The sequence below is a fragment of the Streptomyces poriticola genome (assembly GCF_036689765.1).
GTDB lineage: Bacteria > Actinomycetota > Actinomycetes > Streptomycetales > Streptomycetaceae > Streptomyces > Streptomyces poriticola.
Genome location: NZ_JBAGKH010000002.1, coordinates 403,848 through 427,202, shown reverse-complemented (window position 1 = coordinate 427,202; position 23,355 = coordinate 403,848). Strand labels below are relative to the sequence as shown.

The window sequence follows — 23,355 nt, the reverse complement described above, 5'->3', positions numbered from 1 at the left end:
GCTCCGTCCCGGCGGGACCGGGCCGTGGCCGCCCTCGCCCACAGCACGGCCGGCCCGGACCTCCGCCGGGTACGCCGGTCCGCCGTCGCCGGAGACGCCCCGCACGACTGAACGCCCCAGCGTCGGGCTGCGTATCTGACGGCAACCGCCCGCGGCACGGGGAAGGCGCGTCGCGGGGACGACGTGAGGAACAGGCGATGAACGACCGAGTGGGTCCCGTGATGCACGCACTGCCCGACGGAGAGGCCGAGGTGGCCCTCGTGCTCCGGCTGCCCTGGGAGGACGTCGCCCGGCTCGGCCAGGAGGCCGGGCGGCTGGCGGCGCAGATGCAGCGGCCGGTGACGCTGGACGAGGCGGTGAGCCACCGGCTGCGCTCGGCGCGCACCGCCGCGCACGCCAAACCGGCCGGGGAGCAGCCCGCCGCCACCCCCGCACAGGCCGCGGTGCCGCCCGCCCCCGCGACGGCGGCGTCGGTGTCGTCACTGCCGTCGCGGCCCCCCGCGGAACAGGCACGGCAGGCGATCGACCGGATCACCGGAACGGCGTGACCGCGGGCCGCCGCGGCGCACGTCACCTCTGCTGCTCCACCGCCCCGGCCGCCTTGCGTGCCGCCACCAGCACCGGGTCCCACACGGGGGAGAACGGCGGGGCGTAGCCCAGGTCCAGTGCGGTCATCCGCTCCACCGTCAGCCCGGCGGTCAGTGCCACCGCCGCCACGTCCACCCGCTTCCCGGCGCCCTCCCGGCCCACGATCTGCACGCCGAGCAGCCGGCCCGTGCGCTGCTCGGCGAGCATCTTCACCGTCATCGGGGAGGCACCCGGGTAGTAGCCGGCGCGGCTGGTGGACTCCACGGTGACCGTCACGAACCGCAGGCCTGCGCGGCGGGCGTCCTTCTCGCGCAGCCCGGTGCGGGCGATCTCCAGGTCGCAGACCTTGCTGACCGCCGTGCCGACCACGCCCGGGAACGTGGCGTACCCGCCACCGGCGTTGGCGCCGATGACCTGCCCGTGCTTGTTGGCATGGGTGCCGAGCGGCATGTACCGCTGCTGCCCGGAGACCAGGTCGAGCACCTCGACGCAGTCACCGCCCGCCCAGATGTTCTCGTGCCCGCGCACGCGCATCGCCCGGTCGGTCAGCAGACCGCCGTGGTCGCCGAGCGGCAGCCCGGCCGCCGCGGCGAGCGAGGTCTCCGGGCGCACGCCGATGCCGAGCACCACCACGTCGGCCGGGTACTCGGCGTCCCTCGTGACCACCGCCCGGACCCGGCCGTCGCCACCGGTGCGCAGCCCCGTCACCTCGGTGTCGTTCACCATGGTGATGCCCATGCCCCGCATCGCCTCGTGCACCAGGCGGCCCATGTCCGGATCCAGCGTGGACATCGGCTCCCGGCCGCGGTTGACGACCGTCACCTCGTAGCCGCGGTTGATCAGGGCCTCGGCCATCTCCACGCCGATGTACCCGGCCCCGACGACCACGGCGCGCCGCCCGCGCGCGCGTGCCAGCGTGTCCAGCAGGGCCTGTCCGTCGTCGAGGGTCTGCACCCCGTGCACGCCGGGCGCGTCCATCCCGGGCAGACCGGGGCGGACCGGCCGCGCGCCCGTCGCGATCACCAGCCGGTCGTACGACGTCCAGGACTCCGCCCCGGAATCGACGTCACGGGCGCGTACCCGCCCGCCGGCCACGTCGATATCCGTGACCTCGGTGCGCAGCCGCAGATCGATGCCGCGCGCCCGGTGCTCCTCGGGCGTACGGGCGACCAGCAGGTCGCGCTCGGGGACGTCGCCGCCCACCCAGTACGGGATGCCGCACGCCGAGTAGGACGTGAAGTGGCCGCGCTCGAACGCGACGATCTCCAGTTCCTCGGGTCCCCTCAGCCGGCGTGCCTGCGACGCCGCGGACATCCCCGCGGCGTCGCCGCCGATCACGACCAGTCGTTCTCCCGTACCCGGCGCACCGCTCATGTCCATGCGAACACGCTACGGTGGCAGGGCATTTCGGGTCCGGCCGGGCGCGCCGGTCAGTCCTGCTCCGGTGTCCGCGGGCGCAGCCGGGGCCGGACGACCCGCAGCCACAGCAGTACCAGCAGCGCCGCCACCACGGTGAACGGCAGCGCCGCGCCGATGGCCACCGCCAGCCAGCGCAGCATCGTCAGGAACGCGTCCCAGCCGCCGGCCAGCGCGTCCAGGAACCCGGTGCCGTCGTCCTCGCCGGTCCGGTCCACCGGCGTCCCGCTCAGGGTGAGCGTGACCGTGGCCAGACTGGTGCGGTCCTTCAGGGCCGCCTGCCGGGCGAGCAGCGACTCCAGCTCGGCCTGCCGGGAGCTCAGTTCGCCCTCCAGTGTCACCACGTCGCCGAGCTCGGTGGCCCGGTCCATCAGCTCGCGCACCCGGGCCACGCTGGCGCGCTGGGACTTGATCCGGCTCTCCACGTCCACGACCCGGTCGGTGACGTCCTCCGCCTTCGCGGTGCGCTCGACCAGTTCGCCCGCGCCCTCCAGGGCGGCGAGTACCTCGTCGTACTCGCCGACGGGCACCCGCAGCACCAGCCGGGTCCGCTCGTGGCCCTCCCCGTCGCGGTCGGTGGTCTCGTCGCCGACGTACCCGCCGGCGGCCCCCACGGCGGTGCGGGCCTCGTCGAGCGCCTTGGGGACGTCCTCGACCCGCACGGTCAGCGAGGCGGTGCGGATGATGTGGTTCGCGCCCCGCAGTGGTGGCGCGGACGCCGGGGCGCGGTCCCCGGAGGCGCCGGGAGCACCCTGGCCGGAGTCCTGCTGCGCCTCCTGCGCCTGCCCGCCGCCGTCGGCCCGGCTCTCCGCCCGGCCGTCCGCCGCGCCCTCGGCCGGGCCGGCGACCCCCTTGGCCGCGCCGCCCGCGGACTCGTCGGTGTCCGCGCTCGAGCTGCATCCGGTGAGGGAGAGTGCGGCGGCCAGCAGCAGAGCGGCCAGGGCCGGAACGGGTCGTACGGACGGTCGTGTGCGCGTGCGCATGAGTGCCCCCCGGGGCGTCGGTGCCGACTGACGCTCCTACGACGCCGCAAGGTGCCGGGACGTTGGCGCGGAACGGTTCCGAAGAGGTCACGGTCCGGACTCGCGGCACCGGCGTCCGGGAGACCGGGGGAGGGGACGCGGGCGAGGGGCCCGGCCGGGAACGCCGGTGGGGTCTGAGAGGCTGGGGTCATGGGCGCAAGCGAGACCCGTGCGGGCACGGGGCAGGTCGTCGGGCAGGTCGTCGTCGTGGGGGCGGGCATCGCGGGGCTGGCCGCCGCCCACCGGCTGCTGCAGCGCGGGGCGCGGGTGACCGTGCTGGAGGCCTCCGACCGGGTCGGTGGCAAGCTGCTGCCCGGCGAGATCGCGGGCGTGCGGGTCGACCTCGGCGCCGAGTCGATGCTGGCCCGCCGCCCGGAGGCGGTCGGCCTCGCCCGCGAGACCGGCCTCGCCGACCGGCTGCAGCCGCCCGCCACCGCGACCGCAGCCCTGTGGACCCGCGGCGCCCTGCGGCCGATGCCCAAGGGCCATGTGATGGGCGTCCCCGGCACCGCCTCCGCCCTCTCCGGCGTGCTGTCCGAGGAGGGCGTCGCCCGCATCGAGCGCGACGCCGAGCTGCCCCGCACGGAGATCGGCGACGACGTGGCGGTGGGCGAGTACGTGGCGGCCCGACTGGGCCGCGAGGTCGTCGACCGCCTTGTCGAGCCGCTGCTCGGCGGCGTCTACGCGGGCGACGCCTACCGCCTCTCGCTGCGCTCGGCCGTCCCCCAGCTCTTCGAGGCCGCGCGCAGCCACACCTCGCTGACCGAGGCGGTCCGCGCGGTCCAGGCCCGCGCGGCGGGCGCCCCGCAGACCGCGGGCCCGGTCTTCACGGGCCTCGAGGGCGGCGTCGGCACCCTGCCCCCGGCGGTCGCCGAGTCCGTCCGCGCGCAGGGCGGCGAGATCCGCACCGGCACCCCGGTCACCGGACTGCGCCGCACCGCCCACGGCGGCTGGCGCGTCATCGCCGGTGACCGGGAGCTGCACGCCGACGCGGTCGTCGTCGCGGTGCCCGCCCCGGCCGCGGCCGGGCTGCTGCGTGCCGAGGCCCCGGCCGCCGCCGCCGAACTGGCCGCCGTCGAGTACGCCTCCATGGCACTGGTCACCCTCGCCTACCGCCGCACCGACGCCGCAGCGCTCCCGGAGGGCAGCGGCTTCCTGGTGCCGCCGGTCGACGGGCGCACCATCAAGGCGTCCACGTTCGCCTCCCGTAAGTGGGCCTGGATCGCCGAGGAGGACCCGGACCTGGTCGTCCTGCGCACCTCTGTCGGGCGGTACGGCGAGACGGAGATCCTCGGCCGCGACGACGCGGGGCTCGTCGACGTCTCCCGGCACGACCTGCGGGAGGCCACAGGTCTGACCGCCGCGCCGGTCGCCACCCGCGTCACCCGCTGGCGGGACGGCCTGCCCCAGTACCCGGTCGGCCACCATGCGCGGGTGGCCCGCATCCGTGAGCACGTGGCGAAGCTCCCCGGCCTCGCCGTCTGCGGCGCGGCCTACGACGGCGTCGGCATCCCGGCAAGCATCGCCAGCGCCCACGCGGCGGTCGACGCGCTCGGCGGTGACCCGCATGCCGAGCGGGAGCTCAGCGCCCACCCGGTGCAGAGCCTGCACGGCGGAGCGGGAGAATAGGGACCATGAGTGACGACGCCTCCACCCCCGCCGCAGAGCGGATCCCCAACAAGGGCAAGCTGGCCAGGGACCTGAACGAGGTCATCCGCTACACCCTCTGGTCCGTGTTCCGGCTCAAGGACGTGCTCCCGGCGGACCGCGCGGGCTACGCCGACGAGGTCCAGGAGCTGTTCGACCAGCTCGCAGCCAAGGACGTCACCGTCCGCGGCACCTACGACGTCTCCGGGCTGCGCGCCGACGCCGACCTGATGATCTGGTGGCACGCCGAGACCAGCGACCAGCTCCAGGAGGCGTACAACCTCTTCCGCCGGACCCGGCTGGGCCGCGCCCTCACGCCCGTCTGGTCGAACATGGCGCTGCACCGCCCCGCCGAGTTCAACCGCTCGCACATCCCGGCGTTCCTCGCCGACGAGACGCCGCGGAACTACGTCAGCGTCTACCCGTTCGTCCGCTCCTACGACTGGTACCTGCTGCCGGAGGAGGACCGCCGCCGGATGCTCGCCGACCACGGCAAGATGGCCCGCGGCTACCCGGACGTGCGCGCCAACACCGTCGCCTCCTTCTCCCTGGGCGACTACGAGTGGCTGCTCGCCTTCGAGGCCGACGAGCTGTACCGCATCGTCGACCTCATGCGTCACCTGCGCGCCTCGGAGGCCCGCATGCACGTCCGCGAGGAGGTCCCGTTCTTCACGGGCCGTCGCAAGGACATCGGCGAGCTGGTGGCCGGGCTGGCCTGAGCCGGCACCGGGGTCCGGCCGGGGGCTCGGGGCGTTGTTCCCCGGCCTGATCAGGGCTTCGGCGCCGGGCGTGGGGCGCAGGTCGCGTCCCACGCCGGAAGCCGTCCCTCGAGCAGATACGCCTCCAGATGGCCGTTGACGCACGCGTTCGGTCCGCCCGCGATGCCGTGCGTGCCGGTGTCCCGCTCGGTCACCAGCACCGAGCCGGACAGTCGCCCCTGCAGCTCCAGGGCACCTTCGTAAGGGGTGGCCGCGTCGTCCTCCGCGGCCAGGATCAGGGTCGGCGGCAGCTCGCCGGGCCCGGTGCGCACATCGAGGGGCCGCTGCCGGGGCGCCTGCCAGAAGGCGCACGGCAGATTGGTCCACACGTTGTCCCAGGTCTCGAACGGCGCCCGGCGCGCCAGCCGGGTGTTGTCCCGGTCCCAGACCGCGAAGTCCGCAGGCCAGGGCGCGTCGTTGCACTCGACCGCCGTGTAGACCGCGTGCGCGTTCTCCGCCTCGGCCGCCGTCGCCGGCTGTGGTCCGGCCAGTTCGACCAGCGGCTGCGGGTCGCCCTTCAGATAGGCCGACAGCGCCTGGGCACGGGCCGGCCAGTAGTCGTCGTAGTACCCGGCCCGCAGGAACGTCCCCTGCAGCTGCGCCGGCCCCACCGTGCCGCCCGCGGGCTCGGCGGACAGCCGCGTGCTCGCCCGCTCGTAGCTGCGCTGCACCTCGCGCGCCGTGCCGCCGAGTCCGTACACGGCGTCGTGCTCGGCGATCCATTCCTTGAAGTCCGTCCAGCGGTCCTCGAACGCCGCCGACTGGTCGAGGTTGTTGCGGTACCAGATCTGTTCCGGGTCCGGGTTCACCACCGCGTCGAACACCATCCGCCGCACCTGCGCGGGATACAGCTCCGCGTAGACCGCCCCCAGGTACGTGCCGTACGACGCGCCCATGAACGTCAGCCGCTCCTCACCCAGCGCGGCCCGCAGCACCTCCAGGTCCCGGGCGTTGTTGAGCGAGTGGTAGTGGCGCAGCGCCTCCCCCTCCCGCTCGGCGCAGCCGCGCGCGTACGCCCCGGCCTCGGCGACCCGCTCCCGTTTGAACGACTCCGAAGGCTGCACCGGGGCCGGGCGCGGCCCCTTGAAGAAGTGCTTCGGATCCACGCACGACAGCGGCGCGGACGGGGCGACCCCGCGCGGGGCGTAGCCGACGAGGTCGTACGCGGCACCGATGCGCTTCCACTCCGGCACCATGCCGATCAGCGGGAAGTACAGTCCCGAGGCGCCCGGTCCGCCCGGGTTGTAGACGAGGGCCCCCTGCCGGGGCACCTTGTGCTTGCTGTTGTCCGGGTCCCGGTGCGTGGCCCGCACGCGGGCGACGGCGAGCTCGATCTGCTCGCCGTCGGGGCGGGCGTAGTCGAGCGGCACCCGCACCGTGCCGCAGCGGATGGCGCCCGGCAGCTCCTCCGCCCGCGGACACCGGCCGAAGCTGATGCCGTCAGCCGCCGCCCGCTGCGCGGCCGTCGCGGCGCCCTGCCGCTCTGCAGCACCGGGCGTGCCGGGGGCGGCTGCGGTCGGGGCACCGGAGGGTGCCGTGGTGAGGGCCAGGAGCAGGGCCCCGGCGGCCGAGTGGCGGGCGGCAGCGCGCATTCGCGTATCCCTTCGGTGCACGGTGGCGACAAAAGGGATGTTTCGTTCGGGCTGGAGGGAAGGCAAGCACCGTCGGCCGGTGTCGGCGCCACATGCCCCCGTGCGCCCCTCCGTCCCTCCGGCCCTCCGCCCCTCCGGCCCTCCGCCCCTCCGGCCTACCGGCCGGGTCCGGTGTCCGGTCCGGGGTGCCGGAGTCCCCGGAGGAGCAGTTCGATCAGGCGCCGGGGGTCGTAGCGCGGGTCGCTGTCGCGTCCGATGCAGAGGTTGCCGATCCCGCGCATGAGTTCGTAGGGCTGTGTGCCCGGCCGGATGTCACCCGCCTCGACGGCGGCGTCGAGCAGCTGTGTGCAGACGGGGAGCAGGCGGTCGAGGAAGTAGGTGTGCAGCGCGGCGAAGCGGCTGCTGTCCGACTGCAGGGCGTCGGCGAGCCCGTGTTTGGTCACCAGGAAGTCGACGAAGAGGTTGATCCACTGCCGGAGCGCGGCGAACGGGGAGCCGGCTTCGGCCAGCAGTCTCGGGCCGGCCTCGGCGCACTCCTCGATCTGGTGGCGGTAGACGGCGGTGACGAGATCCGCCCGGGTGGGGAAGTGGCGGTAGACGGTCCCCATCCCGACGCCCGCCCGGGCGGCGATCCGGCGGATCGGCGCGTCGACGCCGGAGCTGACGAACACCTCGGCGGCGGCCGTCAGCACCGCCTGCTCGTTGCGCTGCGCGTCGGCGCGCCTGCTCCGGGCCGGTGCCTTCCCCGCGGGGCCGCTCTCCATGGACATCGCGCTTTCCTCCCGGCGCCGTTGACAAAGCGGAGCGCTGTTCCGGATACTAATCGGAGCGCCGCTCCGCTTCATCGTAGTCGAAGCGGCGCGCTCCTGACCGCTTGCGTGCGCCCCGGCCGGACCCGGCCGGCGGTGGCCGGAAGGGTCCGTCAGAAGGGGAACAGCCCATCGTGAACGCCTCCGCCTCCATCTCCACCTCCGTCTCCCCAGTGGCCGCCGACGCCCTCGGCCCGCCCGCCCCGGTGCTGTCCTTCGGCCCGGTGGTGCTGCCCGTACCCGGTCGCCCCGTGGACCTCCGGGTACGGGTCTCCGCACCCGCGACCGGAACCGGCCTCCCGGTGATCCTCCTCTCGCACGGCCACGGGCCCTCGAACCACCTCTCCTCGCTGCACGGCTACGCACCGCTCGCCGACTTCTGGGCGGCCCACGGGTTCGTCGTCGTCCAGCCCACCCACCTCACCTCCAGGACGCTCGCCCACATGGTCGCGGACGCCCCCGGAGCCCCCGACTTCTCGCGCTCCCGCGCCGAGGACATGTCCCACGTCCTCGACCGGCTCGACGTGATCGAGAACGCCGTGCCGCACCTCGCCGGACGCATCGACGACGGCAAGGTCGCGGTGGCCGGACACTCCCTGGGCGGCTTCACCGCCGGCCTCCTGCTGGGCGCCCGGCTCACCGACCCGGAGACCGGGACGAAGGCGGACCTCCTCGAGCCCCGGATCAGGGCGGGCGTACTGCTCGCCGCGCCCGGCAGGGGTGGTGACGTCCTCAACGGACCCATGGCCCAGCAGTGGCCGGTCATCGGGGGCGTCGACTTCTCCACGATGACCACACCCGCACTGGTCGTCGCCGGTGACAAGGACGACCCCCGGCACTTCACGGACATGGGGCCGGACTGGCACGCCGACCCCTACACCCTCGCCCCCGGCCCCAAGACCCTGCTCACCCTCTTCGGCGCGGAGCACGGACTCGGCGGAATCGCCGGATACGACGCCGCCGAGACCACCGACGAGAACCCCGGGCGGGTCGCCGCCCTCGCACGGCTCACCGCGGCCTACCTCCGCACCGAGCTGCACCCCGGGGACGACGCCTGGCGGACGGCGTGCCAGGCGCTGACGACCGGCCCCGACTCCTTCGGGCGTGTCACGTCCAAGTAGACCGACGGCCGCGGAGCCGGTGAGACCGCAGCACCCGGGTCCGGCGTGCGGGGCCGCGGCACCCGGCGCCGACGCGGGGTGCCGCGACTCGCTGACCCTGGCGCCTCAGTCCCGCCGGTACCCGTGCGCCCGCAGATGCTGTTCGCGGTGTGCGAAGGCCGCCCGCAGGTCCGGCTCGCCGACCGCTTTGATGCCCCGTACCGCGACCGAGGCGAGGTACGTACGGTCGTCGTCGTGGCCGTCCGGCTGCCGGGCGGCCAGCGTGCCGAGCAGCCGCTGGCCCGCCGGGGACGCCCACGGCGAGTACGGGTGGACCTCGATCCGCGCGATGGCCAGGCAGCTCAGGGTGAGCGCCAGCGGCAGCGCGAACCACGCGGCGATCAGATGACGCGGCAGCTCCGCCGGCACCGGCAGTGCCAGCGCCACCGCGCCCAGCACGCACACGGTCAGCGCCGCCCACCGCACCTGCCGGACCCCGGACGCTATGGTGCGGGCCCCCTCGGGCACCGCGAGGCCCGCGCCGACCAGCCGGTCGGACAGCCCGCGCACCGCGTCCGCGGCGGCGGCAGCGGCCCGCACCGGAGCGATCCGGGACTGTCCCTGGGGCCCGATCGCCCCGATCACCGACCGCTCCATCTCGTCCCGCCCGCGCGGGTCGACGACGGTCGCCCAACCGGTGTGGGCGAGCAGCAGCCGGCGCTGACGCGCCATGGAGACCAGCGTCAGGTCGGCGACCCGGCCCGGCCCGCCGGACAGGAAGGCGGCCTCGTACAGCGTCAGCGCGTGCCCCCGGCCCGTGTCCGTGCCGACGGCGGCCGTGCGCAGGGCGGCCAGACACAGCCGGGTGCACGCGGCTCCGGCGACGGCCCAGGCCAGCAGCAGAAGAAGGACCCAGAACATGCCGTGTTTCTATGCCAGGGTCCAGTACTCGCGCCATGCCCTGTTCACCATCCGGGACGCGGTGTTGTCGGTCCGTGACGTTCCGCTTCCGCCGTCGCTGCCGGGCGCCGCGCCTGCCTGCGGGTGCCGTGCGCGCCCGGCGCTCAGCGGCGCAGCAGCACCCGCCGGGTGGCGCGGGCCAGCCGCACCGAGCGCCGCCGCGACCGCGGCACCGGTCCCGAGCGCTCCAGCCACCACTCCCGCAGCTCCCGCCGCGTCCGGTCCTCCGGCGGCTGCCCGGTGTGCAGCAGCCGCCCGGCGAAGTCCAGCGCGTCCTGCCGGTAGCCACCGGTCATCGGCCGGTTCCGGGCGTAGGCGACGAAGGCGGCCCGGTAGCCGGCACCAAGGATCTCCGGCAGCTCGGGCGCCACCCGGGCCACCACGTCGGCCCGCTTGGCGACGAGCGCCCGTGCCTGCACCCCCAGCCGTGCCCGGTCGAACCCCTCGGGGGCGGGCGTCCCGGCGACGAGCGCGGACACCAGCGCCGCCTGCGCAAGTCCCAGCCGCTGACGGGCGGGTGCGGTGTCGGGCAGCACCTCCAGCCCACCGTGCGCCTCACCGGCACCCCCGCGCCCGCCCCCGGAGACCGCGGCGCCCCGCCCCGTCTCCACGGCGCCCCGCCCCGTCTCCACGGCGCCCCGCCCCGTCTCGACGGCCGGCCCCTTCTCCACGGCGGCCCGCCCCTTCTCCACGACGGCCGGCCCCTTCTCCACGGCGGCCCGCCCCTTCTCCACGGCGGCCCGGACGGCCTCGACCTCCGTCTCCAGTTCCACGCGCGAGGGGAAGTCCTCGTCACGCTCGAGCAGTACGCCCGGCGGTGCGACGCGCGACGCCAGGTCGGTGAGGATGTCCAGGACCGGCTGCGGCACCGGATGGGCGTGGCTGTCGTGCCAGACGCCGTCCCGTGCGAAACCGCCCGCGACATGGACGTAGGCGAGCGCCTCCAGCGGCAGTTCGGCGAGCGCCTCGGCCGGGTCCTCGCCGCGGTTGACATGATTGGTGTGCAGATTGGCCACGTCGATCAGCAGCCGTACGCCGGTCCGGTCGACCAGGTCGTACAGGAACTGCCCCTCCGTCATCTCCTCGCCCGGCCAGCAGAACAGCGCGGCGATGTTCTCCACGGCGAGCGGCACCGGCAGCGCGTCCTGCGCGATGCGCACGTTCTCGCACAGCACGTCGAGCGCGTCACGGGTGCGCGGCACCGGCAGCAGATGCCCCGCCTCCAGGCGAGGCGACGCGGTCAGCGGCCCGCCCGCCCGGACGAACGCGATGTGCTCGGTGACCAGCGGCGCCCCCAGTGCCCCGGCCCGCTCGGCCAGCGCGGCCAGCCGCACCGGGTCGGGCCGCTCGGCGCCGCCCAGGCCCAGCGAGACGCCGTGCGGCACCACGGTCACGCCGCGCTCGCGCAGCCGCAGCAGTGACCGGGGCAGATGGCCCGGGCAGACGTTCTCGGCGACGACCTCGACCCAGTCGATGCCGGGCATCCGCTCGACGGCGTCCGCGATCTCCGGCCGCCATCCGATCCCCGTCCCCAGTCGCTCCATGGTCCCCCTCCTCGGTCCGTGCGGGGGGTATCGCCCGGAGCCGCCCGCCCGAACCTTGTCGCGCTCACGTTCAGAGCAACATTTGAGGTTTCCGGTCCGCCCTCCGATGAGTCACACCTGCCCCGGCGGTCCTACGGCGAAGAATCCTGTGAGGATGCGAGGAGAGGAGATTCCATGGACTTCACGCACGTGCTCGCGGTGGCCCCGGTCCGGGACGTCGACGCGGCGGCGGCCTGGTACGAGCGGCTCCTCGGCCGCCCGGCCGACGCGCGGCCGATGCCGGACCTGGCCGACTGGCACATCGCCCCGTCCGGCTGGATCCAGGTCTTCCGGTCCCCCGAGCACGCGGGATCCACACTGCTCGAAGGCTGCGGTGTCGGGTGGGTTCCTGCTTCGCTGCGCGGTGCCGGGACGCGTCCCGGTCCTACCTGCGCTCCACGGGCTGACCCGGCCGGTCCGGCCGCCTCGGCGAAGCTGACCGCCGCGTCGATGTCCCGGTCGAGGACGGCGCCGCACGCCGGGTACCTCCGCTCGCGGACGTGCAGGGGCTCGGGGCCGCCCTCGACGCCGCACCGCGAGCACACCTGGCAGATTCGCTTCACCACCGCGGTGAAGCGTGGTGCACTGCGCGAGAACTCGGTGGCGGAACCGGCCGGGCAGTACCGCTCACCGGCGGACGGGCCGCCCCTCGGACCGATCACCCGCGACCCGCACGGCGCTGCCGCAGCCCCGGGTGGTCCGCCACCACCGTGCAGGAGCCGGCGGCGATCTCGGTGTAGCCGGCGTCGCGGACCACGGGCAGTCCGCTCGCCGTGAGCCGCTGCCAGGCATCGGGGGCAGCGGTGCGCACGGCCAGCGGGAAGCCCGCGTCGCGCCAGGCGGTGCGCTGCCGCGCGGTCAGCTCCCACCAAGCCAGCTGGGCGCCGTGACCCGCCTGGGCCATGCCCTTGCCGGCCGACATCTCCAGCTCCGGACTGAGCCAGAGGACGGGGGAGCCGGGGCGGGCGGGCACCGGGGGCCGGGGGTCCTCGAGGTCGGTGCCGGAGACCTGGAGGCGGGCCAGGTCCTTGGGCCAGCCGTCCAGCGGGACGGGCGGGAAGACCCGTACTTCGGCCGCCTCGCCGGTGACCGTGATGCCGGGCAGCGCCTTCGCCCGGCGCCACTCGGCGCCCCGCGCGCGGCGCACCACCTTGCGGATCCGGGCGTCCTGCCAGTCCCGCATCGCCTGCGCCCACCGCCCGTCGCCGGCCGACCGCTCGTCCGCCAGCATCACCAGCACCGCCCGGGCGGCGGTCTCCAGCGCGTCGGTGCGGGCCGGCGGGGCCGTCCGCTCGATGCGTACGACCAGCGGCAGCACGAACTGCGGCGCGAGATCGCGGGCGCCGGGTTCGGCCCGGAAGGGGCTGTCGCCGGGTGCGGGGCCGTCGCTCTTCAGGGGACCGGCGTTCGCCGACGAGGCGGGGTCGAGGCTCATGGCCTCCAGTCTGCCCTGCCGGTCAGCAGCCGCAGGCGGCGCGCTCGGCCTCCAGCCACTCGCACGCCGGGCAGAGCGTGATGCCCCGGTACGACTCCGGATGCTCCGTGGGCTCCCGGCACAGCACGCACTCCGCGTAGGGCGGTCCGTCCGCCCTGGGCGGCCTGGCCGCGTCGATCAGACAGTAGTCGTTCCCGGCCGCCGTACCCGTCTGTGCGGCCGCAGGCGTCCCGGTCTCCGTCGTGCCGCTCATGACGCCACCTCCGCCTCCCAGCGTAGATCCGTCAGCGCCGCCCGTTCGCCGCTCCGATCAGCTCCGACACCTTCACCAGGCGGTAACCCTCGCGGCGCAGCTCCGGGACGATCCGCCGCACCGCCCGCTCCGTCGCCGGGGCGGCGCTGCGAGTGCAGTGCAGCACGACGACCGAGCCCGGGCGCACCCCGTCCAGCACCTGCCGGGCGACGGCGTCGGCGTCCGTCGCGAACGCGTCCCCGCCCACCACGTCCCACTGCACGGCGGTGACACCGGCGGCCGTCAGCTCCTTCAGCGCCGACCGGTCGTAGCACCCGCCGGGGAAGCGGAAGTACGGCATCGGATCCCGGACCCCCGCTTCGCGCAACGCCGTGTACGCTCGCTCCACATCCGTGCGCATCCGGTCCCGGGAGACGACCGGCAGGCCGTAGCAGTCGCCGGTGAAGGCGTAGTGACTGTAGGAGTGGTTGGCGACCTCGAACAGGGGGTCCCCGCCGATCGCCCGGGCCTGGTCCGGGTACTCCTCGGCCCAGCGCCCGGTCATGAACACCGTCGCCGGCACCTTCAGCTCGCGCAGCGTCGCGATCAGCTCGGGGTTGTCGAAGCGCTCTCCCCGCGCCGCACGCGGTCCCTGGTCGGCGGTCATGTCGGCGTCGAAGGTGAGGGCGACGGTCTTCTCCCGCGGTGCGCGCGGGCCGTGCTCGAAAACGGGGGTGAGCCCGGCCGGCCCGGGAGCGAGGGTCGGGTGGTGCGTCGGGGCCGGGGAGACGGGGGAGTGGGAGGGGGCCGGGCGGGGTGTCTCACGGGCCGGCCGGTCGGTGCCGCAGGCGCTGAGGACCGCGGCCCCCAGGGCGCAGACGGCGACCACACGTCGTACAGAAAGGATCATCGTACGAACGTACGGGTGTGGTGCTCCGCTTGGACGGACCCGTGGGGAGTGGCGCCACGGGCTCACCCGTCCGGCGCCGTCCCGTCGACGCCCCGGTGTCCGGGCCCGAGACCCCGGCACCATCGTCCCGAGCACCCGCCCGCCCGGTCCGACCACCCGGGGACGACACCCTCCCCCGACCGGGGGAGGGAGCCATCCGTCGATCGGTCCGGTCCGGGACGCCGGACGCCGGACCGGACAGACGACGCCGGCGGTCCGAAAGCCGGACTCGGCCGCGGTGATCTCAGCGACCGCCCGCGGGGACCAGGACGTCAGGGCGAGTCGTCATGTCGGCTGTGAGGCCGGGCCTGCGGGTACCTCCGGGGCCGGGGTGGGGTGCGGAACCTCGTCCGGTGTGCGGCCCGCCGTGCCGGTCTGGCCGTGCTGCTGGGGCGGGCTGTCCTCGGGCGGCAGCTGCTGGGGCTTCTCCAGGAACCGCAGCAGTTCCACCGGGAACGGCAGCACCAGCGTGGAGTTCTTCTCCGCGGCGACCGCCACCACCGTCTGCAGCAGCCGCAGCTGCAGGGCCGCCGGGGTCTCGGCCATCTCGCGGGCGGCCTCCGCCAGTACCTTCGAGGCCTGGCGCTCGGCGTCGGCGTTGATGATGCGGGCCCGCCGCTCGCGGTCCGCCTCCGCCTGCCGGGCCATCGAGCGCTTCATCGTCTCCGGCAGCGACACGTCCTTGATCTCGACCCGGTCGATCTGCACGCCCCAGCCGACCGCCGGGCTGTCGATCATCAGCTCCAGGCCCTGGTTCAGCTTCTCCCGGTTCGACAGCAGGTCGTCCAGATCGCTCTTGCCGATGATGGAACGCAGCGAGGTCTGGGCCATCTGGGAGACCGCGAACCGGTAGTCCTCGACACGGATGAGCGCGCTGGCCGCGTCGACCACCTTGAAGTAGACCACCGCGTCGACCCGCACCGTGACATTGTCCCGGGTGATGCCCTCCTGGGCGGGCACCGGCATCGTGACGATCTGCATGTTGACCTTGTGCATCCGGTCCACGACCGGAACGATCATGGTGAATCCGGGCCGCCGGACCTCGCCGGCGAGCCGCCCGAGGCGCAGCACCACCCCGCGCTCGTACTGCTTCACGATCCGGGCGGCGGAGGCTACGTAGAGCAGTCCGGCGCTTCCCGCGACTGCGGCCGCGGTCAGGAGCTCCTCGACCATGACGACCTCCCTGCCAGAGGCCTGAGATTCGTTCTACGGCTCCTATCACGATATGCCAGGCGCCCGGTCCGGGGCCATGCCCGGGACCGGGCACCCGGCAGGGGCCGGCGCGGCGGCCGAATGGTGCCCCGGAAGACCGCCGCCCGTCCGCGCGCCGTGACCAGTCCTGCGGCGGCCGGCGGTCGTAGGGTCGAACCCGATCCCCGAGGAGGACTTCCGATGCGCAGCGTGACGTATTCGATGAGCGTCTCACTGGACGGCTACATCGTCGGGCCGGACGGCGAGTTCGACTGGACGACGCCCGACGAGGAGGTCTTTCGCTCATGGATCGACGAGGTCCGCCAGGTCGGCGCCCACCTGCTGGGACGCCGGCTGTACGAGACGATGCTGTACTGGGAGACCGCCGAGCAGGATCCCGAGCTCGACGACGCGATGCTCGAGTTCGCCGCGCTCTGGAAGCCGCTCCCGAAGGTGGTGTTCTCCACCACTCTGACGACCGTGCAGGGCCGTGCCCGCCTGGCTTCCGGCGGCCTGGCGGAGGAGATCGAACGGCTCCGGGCCGAGCCGGGGGAGGGCGACATCGCGATCGGCGGCGCGACACTCGCCGCCGAGGCGGCCGCGCTGGGTCTGATCGACGAGTACCGGGTCAGGGTCTACCCGGTACTGGTCGGCGGTGGCACTCCGTTCTTTCCCCGGCACGAGCGCCGGGTGGATCTCGAACTCCTCGAGACCCGGACCTTCGGCTCAGGAGTCGCCCACCTCCGCTACCGCGTGGCGCGCCAGGCCCCGGTCTAGAAGCTGCTGAGGTGCAGGCGCGGGCCGTCCGGGAAGTCGCGGGCGGTGAACCGGACCGGCGGTGATGCGCTGCCCGATCTCCGCGGTGGCCCGGTCGAGCACGGCGACCGGGGTGCCGTGGCCGAGCTCAGCAGCCCGTCGGGGCCGTACCGCACGGTGTTCGCGGGGCGTCGTTCACGGGGGCTCCTCACGGCGGCCTGGCACGAGTCACTCTCGCCTCATCGGAAGAGAGGGAGGGCGGCATGACCGTCCGGGTCTCCTGGACGCACGGGCAGCATCCGTGCGAACCGGGGTGAGGGTTCCACGCCCAGCTCCTCGTCCAGGAGACGGCTGAACGCCTCGTAGTGCCGCACCGCCTCACCGATGTTGCCCTCCGCGAGATGCGCCGCCACCAAGGCACGGTGCGCGCTCTCCCGCAGCGGTTCCGCGTGCACGCTCGCCCACGCGGCCTCCATCGCCAGGGCCGGTCTGTCCTGCCCTACAAGGGCCTCGGCGAGTGCGTCAAGGGCGTGCAGGCGCAGCTGACGCAGCCGCTCGCGCTCCATCAGGACCCAGTCCTCGTCCCAGCCCGGCAGCAGGTCCTCACTCGTCAGCAGGCTCAGCGGCGGGTGGACGCCGGGTGGCGGGCCGCAGCCTTCCACGACACCGAGTGCTGTCCGGGTGAGGGTGTGGACATCCACCCGCAGGTCCGGGGTGACCAGCAGGACGTCCCCGCAGCAGCCGATGAGGGGCGGCTGGTTCCGCGGCAGCTTCCACAGTGTGGTGCGCAGGCTGCCCCTGGCGTGCCCCTCGGTGACCTCGGGCCACAGGGTGCCGGCGAGGACCGTGCGGGACACCCGCCCCCGGAGTGCCATGAACGCCAGCAGCCGCTGGCCGTTGCGGCACAGTTCCACGGGCTCGGTGTCCAGCTCCAGACGGAACTGGCCGAGCAGTCGCAGCACAGGGGGAGCAGACATCAGCTTGATCGCCTCACGGACGGTGTTCAGCGTGGGAACGTCTGTGCAGTCCGTCCGGCCGGGTCGACGGAGCGGCGCCTGGAGTGCGTCGGTGCTTCCTGACGCGGCGTCGAGGGCTTGCCCCACCCTCGCGATGAGGCCTGCCTGTCACCATTCTCGGCCACCCGGTTCACACGCGGCAACTCGGAACCCGGGCCGCCCTCGATGACGGCGGAATGACGCCACGCTGACACCGGTTTCCGTACCTTCGGACGCGGTGACGGGTTGGACCCGTCGGTTCCGGCAGGCCGCGACATCCCGACGCATCGCTTCAGAGGAGTACTGCCATGACAGCCACGGCAACCATCGACGAGGTCGTGTGCCTGCGACCGGCGACGTCGACCGACTTCGACCTCGAGGCGGTGGTCAAGAGCCTCTTGGAGCCCGTCTTCGCACTGCCCGGCGGCGGGGTCCTCGAGAGGCTCGCCGACATCGCCCAGGTGGAGCAGATGATCAGCGACGCCGTCAACGAGCAGCCGGACGATCTGTACCTCACGACGGCCGAGTCCTCCGGGATGGACAACGCGATCTGGCCCGACGGTGATCCGGTCCAGGCAGGAGCCCGTGACCGCATCCCCGTGGGTGTCCCGGTCACCGTGGAGGGCAGCCAGGACGTCTTTCTGTTCGACAAGGACGAGGGCGGCCTGTTCGGCTCCGACGACGACGTGCTGGGTTCCGTGACCATCAGCGAGGACGATCGTGGCATGGGCCCGCTGTCGAAGCTCGCGCACTCGGAGGAAGAGCACTCCTTCTACTACGTCAACTACCACGTCGACTGACCGTCAGTTCGGCCGGGAGCCGGGGCAACACCGGGAGCGAGCGGTCATGGTCTCTGTGTCCGACGTCCGGTTCGGCAGGCGGAACGAGGACGTGCGCATCGTGCAGAAGGCCTCCTCGAGCGGGGCCGCAGCATCCCCGACGGCACGACCGGCCTCTTCGGCGAGCAGACCAAGGCCGCCTACCGTGCAGAGCAACTCGCCCAGGCTTCAGGAAACCGACACCGACGGCAGACCGGGCCCCACCTCCCTGACCACCCTCGGCCTGCTCACCGGCCTGTTCCGCGCCACCGGCAAGCCCCCGGCCAAGGGACGCGTCCCCTCGGCGGCACCCGACCACAAGGTCACCTTCGGGTTCTTCGAGCGCGGCCCCCACGCCTGGAGACCCGACGGCGTCGGGCGGCACACCGGTCAGGACCTCGCCGCTCCCTCCGGTGTCCCCGTGGTCGCCGTACGCGGAGGCAAGGTCGCCCGGCCGAACGGCAAGGCCGGCGCGTACGGCCAGTGGATCGGTCTCGCCGCGGGGCAGCAGCTCGGCAAGGTCGGCAACACGGGCAACCCCACCGGCCCGCACCTGCACTTCGCGATGTCGAAGGGCTCTTCCTGTTCCTACGGCAATGTCGCGAAGCCCACTTGGTGAACCAGCGAAGAAGGCGCCGTCATGACACAACGCAATCCCCACCCTGTCCCGCAGGAGCCGGGCACGTTCGTGCCCGCCGAGGTCAGGGGCTGGCAGAAGGGCTATGACGCGGGCATCAGCTCACCGCCGGACGTACCCGCGACACCGAGTGTGCGGCACACCGGCTTCATGCACGCCTGGGCCGAGGGCGCCGCTGCGGGCCACGCGGACGGGCGCCCGAGGGCTGGCGCTGGGCGTACTTCGACGGGGGCGCCCTGCCGCAGCCCGGGGACATCGGCTCGTACGGGCCGCGTGAGAGCGGTGAACCGGAAGCCGACTTCGCCGAGAGCTGGGCGTGCGTGGGCGAGCGGCCGCTGCGGGTGCTGCTGGCGCAGTTCGCGCCGGGCGACGAGCCCGAGGACGGACTGATCGGCCGTACGCTGGCGCGGGCCTGCGCGGACAAGGGGGTCGCGCGGCTGTATCTGCCCGTCCTCACGTCGTCGTCGGGGCCCGCTGCCGAGCCGACCGGTGACGCGCTGCTCGACGAGGGCTTCCGGCACGGTTCGGTGAGCGAGTCACTGGCCGAGGCGGCCCCGCAGGCGCGCCCCGAAGTGCAGGCCCGCGTGCCCCACTTCGGTGCCGTCGTGCGGTACACGCCCGCGGCCGAGCACCACTTCTTCGACCTGCTGCCCCTGGACGGCCGACTGGCCAGGCGGAGCTGACCGCGACGTGCGGCCGGCCCGACGCCGGGGCGCCGCAGGCCTTGCTGCCGGCCCTTCCGCCCCGGACTGCCCGTGCGGTGGCTCGGGCCGGGGCCATGGATGGCGGCCGATCTATGAGGCCTCAGGCCGGAGCCGCCGCCTTCCCCGGGTCCGTGCTGCTGTCCGGACCGGTGCTGCTGTCCGGGCCCTTGATCCGGACCGGGCCGGTGCCGTCGGTGGTGCGGCGTTCCGCCCAGGTCTCCAGGGCGGTGCGGCAGGCGTGGTCCAGGTGATGCAGGCCGGACAGGTCCAGTTCCACCGGGCGGTCGTGGGGGAGTGCCTCCAGGCCGTCCAGGATTCTCGGCAGCCGCAGGAAGGTCGCGTTGCCGGACAGATGTGCCTGGACGGGGCCGGCCCCCTTGTCTATGATCTCCATCTTCAGATGCGAGGCCTCCCAGGCGGTCTTGGCCACCGACAGCGCCAGGCCGATCAGCACGCCCTCGAACATGTTCACCGCGACGATCGAGACGGCGGTGGCCGCCAGGATCAGCGCCTCGCCCCGGTGCGCCCGCCACAGCGGCCCGAACTTCCGGAACGGAATCAGCTTCCAGCCCGCATGGACCAGCACCCCGGCCAGCGCGGGCAGCGGGATCAGGGCCAGCGCCGACGGCAGCAGCGCGGCGAACAGCAGCAGCCACACGCCGTGCAGTACCCGGGACGCTTTGGTCCTGGCACCCGCGGCGACATTGGTGGAGCTGCGCACGATCACCGCGGTCATCGGCAGGGCGCCGAGCGCACCGCATACCGTGTTGCCCACGCCCTGGGCCATGAGCTCCTTGTTGAACTCGGTGCGCGGACCCTGGTGCATCCGGTCCACCGCGGCGGCGCTGAACAGGCTCTCGGCCGAGGCGATCAGTGTGAAGGCGACGACGGTGCCGAGGACGCCGAGCCCGGCCAGCTGTCCGAAGGCGTCGCCGCCGGGCGGCTGGACGGCCTCGAGCAGGCCGCTGACCTCGACGGTCGCCACCGGCAGGCCGAACGCGAGCGTTGCCGACGTCGCCAGCACCACCGCGGCGAGTGCGCCCGGCACGGTCCTGGCCCGCCGCGGCAGCTTCGGCCAGAGCACCAGCACCGCGACGGTGCCCGCGCCCAGGGCGACCGAGATCAGCGCGTCCGTGCTGCCGAGGGCGTCGGCGAAGGCCCCGGGAAGGCCGATGATCTTGTCGATGCCGGAGGCGGGGGCCGCCAGCCCGGCCGCCGCGTACAGCTGGCCCGCGATGATCACCAGTCCGATACCGGCCAGCATGCCCTCGACGACGGAGAGCGAGATGGCCCGGAACCACCGGCCCAGCCGCAGCGCGCCCATGGCGAGCTGGAGCAGTCCGGCGGCGAGCACGATCACGCCGAGCGCGGGCAGGCCGTAGGCGTCTACCGCCTCGAAGACCAGCACCGTCAGCCCGGCGGCGGGGCCGGACACCTGCAGACTGCTGCCGGGCAGCAGGCCGGTGACGATGCCGCCGACGATCCCGGTGACGAGTCCGAGCTCTGCCGGGACGCCGGAGGCCACCGCGACGCCGACGCACAGGGGCAGCGCGACAAGGAAGACGACGAGCGAGGCGGCGAAGTCCTGTCGCAGGAAGGGATACCTGGACCTGGAGGGGGATATCGAGGTCATGGGGGCGCTCACAGGGCCTCGAAGGTGTCGGTGTCCGCGCGGTGCTGCCGCACGGCGCCGGTGTGGACCTCGTAGTACCAGCCGTGCAGCCGCAGCCGGCCGGCGGCCAGTCCCTGCTCGACGCACGGGTAGGAGCGCAGCCGCAGGATCTGTGCGAGCACGTGGTTCTGCACGGCCTCGGCGACGGCCGGGTCGGCGGGGTCGGCGCACGTCGGACGGTCCGCGCCGTAGGCCAGCCAGTCGCGCACGGCCGGTACGGCGGTGAGATCGTCGCCGCGGACCATCGCGCCCACGGCGCCGCAGTGCGAGTGGCCGCACACGACGATGTCGCCGACGCCGAGCACTTCGACGGCGTACTCGATGGTGGCCGCCTCGCCGGTGGGGCGCCGGGCGGGGTACGGGGGGACGACGTTGCCGGCGGTGCGCAGTTCGAAGAGCTCGCCGGGCCGGGCGCCCGTGATCAGCGCGGGTACGACACGGGAGTCGGAGCAGGTGATGAACAGGACGTCGGGGGACTGGCCCGCGGCGAACCCGGCGAACTCCTCAGGGCGCTGTCCGAACGAACGGGCGTTGTCGATGAGGGGCTGCATGATGGTGAATTCCTCCTGGCGCGCGGTGGGGAGCGCGTCGGACGGGCAGGGCAGAGGTGGGGGGCTGCTCGTGGCTCAGCAGCGGACGACCTGGAGCGCCGCCGGGGCGTGGGGCGTCGAGGGTCTCGACGCGCCCGGGTGCACGGCACCGGGGGCGGCCGGCTCGGGCGTGGCCGGGGTGCGCCGGCCCGGAAGCGGGCGCTGCGGTGCTTCGGCACCGGCGGCGGCGGTGCGATGCCGGTCGCGGACGGGTGCGGGACCGGTCGGGTCCCCGGGCCGGCCGGGGTGGTGGCACAGGGCGGACGCGTCGCGCGACAGCCCCTCGGAAAGGGTGATTCCGGTCTGGGTTCTGGCCATGGCATCACGAGATGTGTGCGCGGATGCGAAGGATCCGGTGACCACGAAGAGGGAGAGGGCGAACAGGGCGGTGGCGAGGAGCGGCAGCGCGCCGCGAGCCGTCGTACCTCCGGACATGCGCCCCCCTTCAGTGTTTTCGCACCTCTGGCACAGGCCAAGGCTTGGTCAACGCTTGGTCAAGAGACACGGTAACGCGGCAAAGTCGTTTGCAGGGTGAACCACGCGTTACGAGCCGAAGAGAGCCTCAAATGCACGGGTCGTATGGCCTGAACAGACCCTTGACCGGGGCGGGTTGGTCGTGCTGGTGAGGGAGCGTCAGGACTCGGCCAGGCGTGCCGCGTCCCGGGCCAGGGCGGTGAGGCGGGAGATCGCCCGGAAGTACTTCTTGCGGTAGCCGCCCTTCAGCATCTCCTCGCTGAACAGCCGGTCGAACGGCAGTCCGGAGGCCAGGACGGGCACCTCCCGGTCGTACAGCCGGTCCGCCAGCACGACCAGCCGGAGCGCCGTCGACTGGTCGTCCACCGGGCGGACCCCGGTGAGGCAGACGGCCCGGACGCCGTCGGTGAGGGCGCCGTAGCGGCTGGGGTGGACGCGGGCGAGATGGTCGAGGAGGTCGGGGAAGGCGTCGAGGCAGGCGCCGTCGGTGGCGTGCGCGGCCCGGGTCACCTGCTCGTCGGAGTGCGGGGCCGGCGCGTCGGGCAGACCGCGGTGGCGGTAGTCCTCGCCGTCGATGCGCAGGGCGCGGAAGTGGGCCGACAGGCCCTGGATCTCCCGCAGGAAGTCGGCCGCCGCGAAGCGGCCCTCGCCGAGCTTGCCCGGCAGCGTGTTGGAGGTGGCGGCCAGGGCCACACCGGCGTCGACGAGCCGGCCCAGCAGGGTCGAGACGAGGACGGTGTCGCCGGGGTCGTCGAGTTCGAACTCGTCGATGCACAGCAGCCGGTGCCCGGAGAGGGTCTGCACGGTCTGCTGGAAGCCGAGGGCGCCGACCAGGTTGGTCAGCTCCACGAAGGTGCCGAACGCCTTGCGGGCGGGCTCCGCCGGGGTGGCGTGCCAGAGGGAGGCCAGCAGATGGGTCTTGCCGACGCCGTAGCCGCCGTCGAGATAGACGCCGCGGGGGCCGGCGGGGGTCCTGGGTGCCCTGCTCCGGCCGAACCCGAGGAAGCCGCGCTTGCGGCCGCCGGCGGGGGCCCCGTCCAGGCCCGTGGCGAAGCCTTCCAGCAGCCGCACGGCCTCGGTCTGGCTGGGCTGGTCCGGGTCCGGGACGTAGGTGCCGAAACGGACCGAGTCGAAGCGCGGCGGTGGGACCATCTCGGCCACCAGCCGCTCCGCGGGGACGTGCGGCTCACGGGCGCACAGGGACAGCGGAGCGGCGCCGGCTATCGGGCCAGTCCCGGACGCGGCGGAGCCGGAGGCGGTGGAGGAGGACGACACGCCTCCCCATGTTACGGGCTGCCCGGGCGGGGCGGACGGGGCGGCCCGGGCAGGCACCCGGGTCCGCGGGGTCGCCCGGCCACCCGCACGGGTGCAGACCACCGGGTGAATCTGCAGGTCGGAGCGGGAGGGCGGTGGCCGGGACGGTCCGC

The 23,355-nt window shown here is 74.0% G+C and carries 23 protein-coding genes; 8 read left to right on the top strand and 15 right to left on the bottom strand.

Going from position 1 to position 23,355, the window contains the following annotated elements:
* Window positions 1-197 precede the first annotated feature (197 nt).
* The gene (locus V5O46_RS04605; RefSeq protein WP_332883092.1) at window positions 198-548 is read left to right on the top strand and encodes a hypothetical protein; all 351 of its coding nucleotides are present in this window, start codon (window positions 198-200) and stop codon (window positions 546-548) included.
* A gap of 22 nt (window positions 549-570) precedes the next feature.
* On the opposite strand, the gene V5O46_RS04600 is transcribed toward V5O46_RS04605, so the two are convergent.
* Both V5O46_RS04600 and V5O46_RS04595 read right to left on the bottom strand, forming a co-directional pair.
* Window positions 571-1,968, bottom strand: coding sequence for an FAD-dependent oxidoreductase (locus V5O46_RS04600; protein WP_332883091.1), 1,398 nt, complete (start codon window positions 1,966-1,968; stop codon window positions 571-573).
* A gap of 50 nt (window positions 1,969-2,018) precedes the next feature.
* Window positions 2,019-2,987, bottom strand: coding sequence for a DUF4349 domain-containing protein (locus tag V5O46_RS04595; protein ID WP_332883090.1), 969 nt, complete (start codon window positions 2,985-2,987; stop codon window positions 2,019-2,021).
* 189 nt (window positions 2,988-3,176) lie between these two features.
* Here V5O46_RS04595 and hemG point away from each other — a divergent pair, with 189 nt between their 5' ends.
* Window positions 3,177-4,655: a protoporphyrinogen oxidase gene (gene hemG / locus V5O46_RS04590; protein WP_332883089.1), complete on the top strand. Its 1,479-nt coding sequence runs from the start codon at window positions 3,177-3,179 to the stop codon at window positions 4,653-4,655.
* 5 nt (window positions 4,656-4,660) lie between these two features.
* Window positions 4,661-5,392: a hydrogen peroxide-dependent heme synthase gene (gene hemQ / locus V5O46_RS04585; protein ID WP_332883088.1), complete on the top strand. Its 732-nt coding sequence runs from the start codon at window positions 4,661-4,663 to the stop codon at window positions 5,390-5,392.
* Window positions 5,393-5,442: 50 nt separating this feature from the next.
* Here hemQ and V5O46_RS04580 read toward each other — a convergent pair whose 3' ends face one another.
* Together V5O46_RS04580 and V5O46_RS04575 are read right to left on the bottom strand one after the other, a co-directional pair.
* Entirely contained in the window at window positions 5,443-7,023 is a 1,581-nt protein-coding gene (locus V5O46_RS04580) for an alpha/beta hydrolase (RefSeq protein WP_332883087.1), read from the bottom strand.
* A gap of 155 nt (window positions 7,024-7,178) precedes the next feature.
* A complete protein-coding gene (locus tag V5O46_RS04575; protein ID WP_332883210.1) occupies window positions 7,179-7,787 on the bottom strand; it encodes a TetR/AcrR family transcriptional regulator in 609 nt (202 codons plus the stop codon).
* A gap of 197 nt (window positions 7,788-7,984) precedes the next feature.
* Here V5O46_RS04575 and V5O46_RS04570 point away from each other — a divergent pair, with 197 nt between their 5' ends.
* Entirely contained in the window at window positions 7,985-8,953 is a 969-nt protein-coding gene (locus V5O46_RS04570; RefSeq protein ID WP_332883209.1) for an alpha/beta hydrolase family protein, read from the top strand.
* Between the two features lie 105 nt (window positions 8,954-9,058).
* Here V5O46_RS04570 and V5O46_RS04565 read toward each other — a convergent pair whose 3' ends face one another.
* The 6 genes from V5O46_RS04565 to V5O46_RS04540 all read right to left on the bottom strand — a co-directional run bounded on the left by V5O46_RS04565 (window position 9,059) and on the right by V5O46_RS04540 (window position 15,264).
* Window positions 9,059-9,853, bottom strand: a complete 795-nt coding sequence (locus tag V5O46_RS04565; RefSeq protein WP_332883086.1) for a TIGR04222 domain-containing membrane protein — start codon at window positions 9,851-9,853, stop codon at window positions 9,059-9,061.
* A gap of 143 nt (window positions 9,854-9,996) precedes the next feature.
* Window positions 9,997-11,436, bottom strand: a complete 1,440-nt coding sequence (locus V5O46_RS04560; RefSeq protein WP_332883085.1) for a DUF692 domain-containing protein — start codon at window positions 11,434-11,436, stop codon at window positions 9,997-9,999.
* 697 nt (window positions 11,437-12,133) lie between these two features.
* Complete coding sequence (locus tag V5O46_RS04555; protein ID WP_332883084.1) at window positions 12,134-12,910, bottom strand: peptidyl-tRNA hydrolase; 777 nt, start codon at window positions 12,908-12,910, stop codon at window positions 12,134-12,136.
* 22 nt (window positions 12,911-12,932) lie between these two features.
* On the bottom strand, window positions 12,933-13,163 hold the full coding sequence (locus tag V5O46_RS04550) for a hypothetical protein (protein ID WP_332883219.1): 231 nt from the start codon (window positions 13,161-13,163) through the stop codon (window positions 12,933-12,935).
* Window positions 13,164-13,194: 31 nt separating this feature from the next.
* Window positions 13,195-14,052 carry a polysaccharide deacetylase family protein gene (locus V5O46_RS04545; RefSeq protein ID WP_332883083.1) on the bottom strand — a complete coding sequence of 286 codons (858 nt, stop codon included), beginning with the start codon at window positions 14,050-14,052 and terminating at the stop codon, window positions 13,195-13,197.
* Window positions 14,053-14,376: 324 nt separating this feature from the next.
* The gene (locus tag V5O46_RS04540; protein WP_332883082.1) at window positions 14,377-15,264 is read right to left on the bottom strand and encodes a slipin family protein; all 888 of its coding nucleotides are present in this window, start codon (window positions 15,262-15,264) and stop codon (window positions 14,377-14,379) included.
* A gap of 219 nt (window positions 15,265-15,483) precedes the next feature.
* Here V5O46_RS04540 and V5O46_RS04535 point away from each other — a divergent pair, with 219 nt between their 5' ends.
* A complete protein-coding gene (locus V5O46_RS04535; RefSeq protein WP_332883081.1) occupies window positions 15,484-16,059 on the top strand; it encodes a dihydrofolate reductase family protein in 576 nt (191 codons plus the stop codon).
* Between the two features lie 218 nt (window positions 16,060-16,277).
* Here the strand turns inward: V5O46_RS04535 and V5O46_RS04530 are convergent, their stop codons facing one another.
* Window positions 16,278-17,015: an AfsR/SARP family transcriptional regulator gene (locus tag V5O46_RS04530; RefSeq protein WP_332883080.1), complete on the bottom strand. Its 738-nt coding sequence runs from the start codon at window positions 17,013-17,015 to the stop codon at window positions 16,278-16,280.
* A gap of 326 nt (window positions 17,016-17,341) precedes the next feature.
* Between V5O46_RS04530 and V5O46_RS04525 the strand changes: the two genes are divergently transcribed.
* The 3 genes from V5O46_RS04525 to V5O46_RS04515 all read left to right on the top strand — a co-directional run bounded on the left by V5O46_RS04525 (window position 17,342) and on the right by V5O46_RS04515 (window position 19,171).
* On the top strand, window positions 17,342-17,833 hold the full coding sequence (locus V5O46_RS04525) for a hypothetical protein (protein ID WP_332883079.1): 492 nt from the start codon (window positions 17,342-17,344) through the stop codon (window positions 17,831-17,833).
* A gap of 184 nt (window positions 17,834-18,017) precedes the next feature.
* Window positions 18,018-18,470: a M23 family metallopeptidase gene (locus tag V5O46_RS04520; RefSeq protein WP_332883078.1), complete on the top strand. Its 453-nt coding sequence runs from the start codon at window positions 18,018-18,020 to the stop codon at window positions 18,468-18,470.
* 338 nt (window positions 18,471-18,808) lie between these two features.
* A complete protein-coding gene (locus V5O46_RS04515) occupies window positions 18,809-19,171 on the top strand; it encodes a hypothetical protein (protein WP_332883077.1) in 363 nt (120 codons plus the stop codon).
* A gap of 121 nt (window positions 19,172-19,292) precedes the next feature.
* On the opposite strand, the gene V5O46_RS04510 is transcribed toward V5O46_RS04515, so the two are convergent.
* From V5O46_RS04510 to zapE, 4 genes are all read right to left on the bottom strand, one after another.
* Window positions 19,293-20,825, bottom strand: coding sequence for a SulP family inorganic anion transporter (locus tag V5O46_RS04510; RefSeq protein ID WP_332883076.1), 1,533 nt, complete (start codon window positions 20,823-20,825; stop codon window positions 19,293-19,295).
* Between the two features lie 8 nt (window positions 20,826-20,833).
* Entirely contained in the window at window positions 20,834-21,415 is a 582-nt protein-coding gene (locus tag V5O46_RS04505; RefSeq protein ID WP_332883075.1) for a carbonic anhydrase, read from the bottom strand.
* Window positions 21,416-21,490: 75 nt separating this feature from the next.
* Window positions 21,491-21,889 (bottom strand): hypothetical protein, encoded by a 399-nt coding sequence (locus V5O46_RS04500; protein WP_332883074.1) that lies wholly within the window; start codon window positions 21,887-21,889, stop codon window positions 21,491-21,493.
* A 198-nt stretch (window positions 21,890-22,087) separates the two neighbouring features.
* A complete protein-coding gene (gene zapE, locus V5O46_RS04495; protein WP_332883073.1) occupies window positions 22,088-23,203 on the bottom strand; it encodes a cell division protein ZapE in 1,116 nt (371 codons plus the stop codon).
* Window positions 23,204-23,355 lie beyond the last annotated feature (152 nt).

Bases quoted from the DNA above. Each gene is read 5' to 3' on its own strand.
- V5O46_RS04530 (WP_332883080.1), bottom strand. From the start codon at position 17,015: ATGTCTGCTCCCCCTGTGCTGCGACTGCTCGGCCAGTTCCGTCTGGAG.
- V5O46_RS04580 (WP_332883087.1), bottom strand. From the start codon at position 7,023: ATGCGCGCTGCCGCCCGCCACTCGGCCGCCGGGGCCCTGCTCCTGGCC.
- V5O46_RS04600 (WP_332883091.1), bottom strand. From the start codon at position 1,968: ATGGACATGAGCGGTGCGCCGGGTACGGGAGAACGACTGGTCGTGATC.
- V5O46_RS04505 (WP_332883075.1), bottom strand. From the start codon at position 21,415: ATGCAGCCCCTCATCGACAACGCCCGTTCGTTCGGACAGCGCCCTGAG.
- V5O46_RS04500 (WP_332883074.1), bottom strand. From the start codon at position 21,889: ATGTCCGGAGGTACGACGGCTCGCGGCGCGCTGCCGCTCCTCGCCACC.
- V5O46_RS04595 (WP_332883090.1), bottom strand. From the start codon at position 2,987: ATGCGCACGCGCACACGACCGTCCGTACGACCCGTTCCGGCCCTGGCC.
- V5O46_RS04550 (WP_332883219.1), bottom strand. From the start codon at position 13,163: ATGAGCGGCACGACGGAGACCGGGACGCCTGCGGCCGCACAGACGGGT.
- V5O46_RS04510 (WP_332883076.1), bottom strand. From the start codon at position 20,825: ATGACCTCGATATCCCCCTCCAGGTCCAGGTATCCCTTCCTGCGACAG.
- V5O46_RS04575 (WP_332883210.1), bottom strand. From the start codon at position 7,787: ATGGAGAGCGGCCCCGCGGGGAAGGCACCGGCCCGGAGCAGGCGCGCC.
- V5O46_RS04535 (WP_332883081.1), top strand. From the start codon at position 15,484: ATGCGCAGCGTGACGTATTCGATGAGCGTCTCACTGGACGGCTACATC.
- V5O46_RS04565 (WP_332883086.1), bottom strand. From the start codon at position 9,853: ATGTTCTGGGTCCTTCTTCTGCTGCTGGCCTGGGCCGTCGCCGGAGCC.
- V5O46_RS04605 (WP_332883092.1), top strand. From the start codon at position 198: ATGAACGACCGAGTGGGTCCCGTGATGCACGCACTGCCCGACGGAGAG.
- V5O46_RS04545 (WP_332883083.1), bottom strand. From the start codon at position 14,052: ATGATCCTTTCTGTACGACGTGTGGTCGCCGTCTGCGCCCTGGGGGCC.
- hemG (WP_332883089.1), top strand. From the start codon at position 3,177: ATGGGCGCAAGCGAGACCCGTGCGGGCACGGGGCAGGTCGTCGGGCAG.
- V5O46_RS04525 (WP_332883079.1), top strand. From the start codon at position 17,342: ATGACAGCCACGGCAACCATCGACGAGGTCGTGTGCCTGCGACCGGCG.
- V5O46_RS04560 (WP_332883085.1), bottom strand. From the start codon at position 11,436: ATGGAGCGACTGGGGACGGGGATCGGATGGCGGCCGGAGATCGCGGAC.
- hemQ (WP_332883088.1), top strand. From the start codon at position 4,661: ATGAGTGACGACGCCTCCACCCCCGCCGCAGAGCGGATCCCCAACAAG.
- V5O46_RS04555 (WP_332883084.1), bottom strand. From the start codon at position 12,910: ATGAGCCTCGACCCCGCCTCGTCGGCGAACGCCGGTCCCCTGAAGAGC.
- V5O46_RS04540 (WP_332883082.1), bottom strand. From the start codon at position 15,264: ATGGTCGAGGAGCTCCTGACCGCGGCCGCAGTCGCGGGAAGCGCCGGA.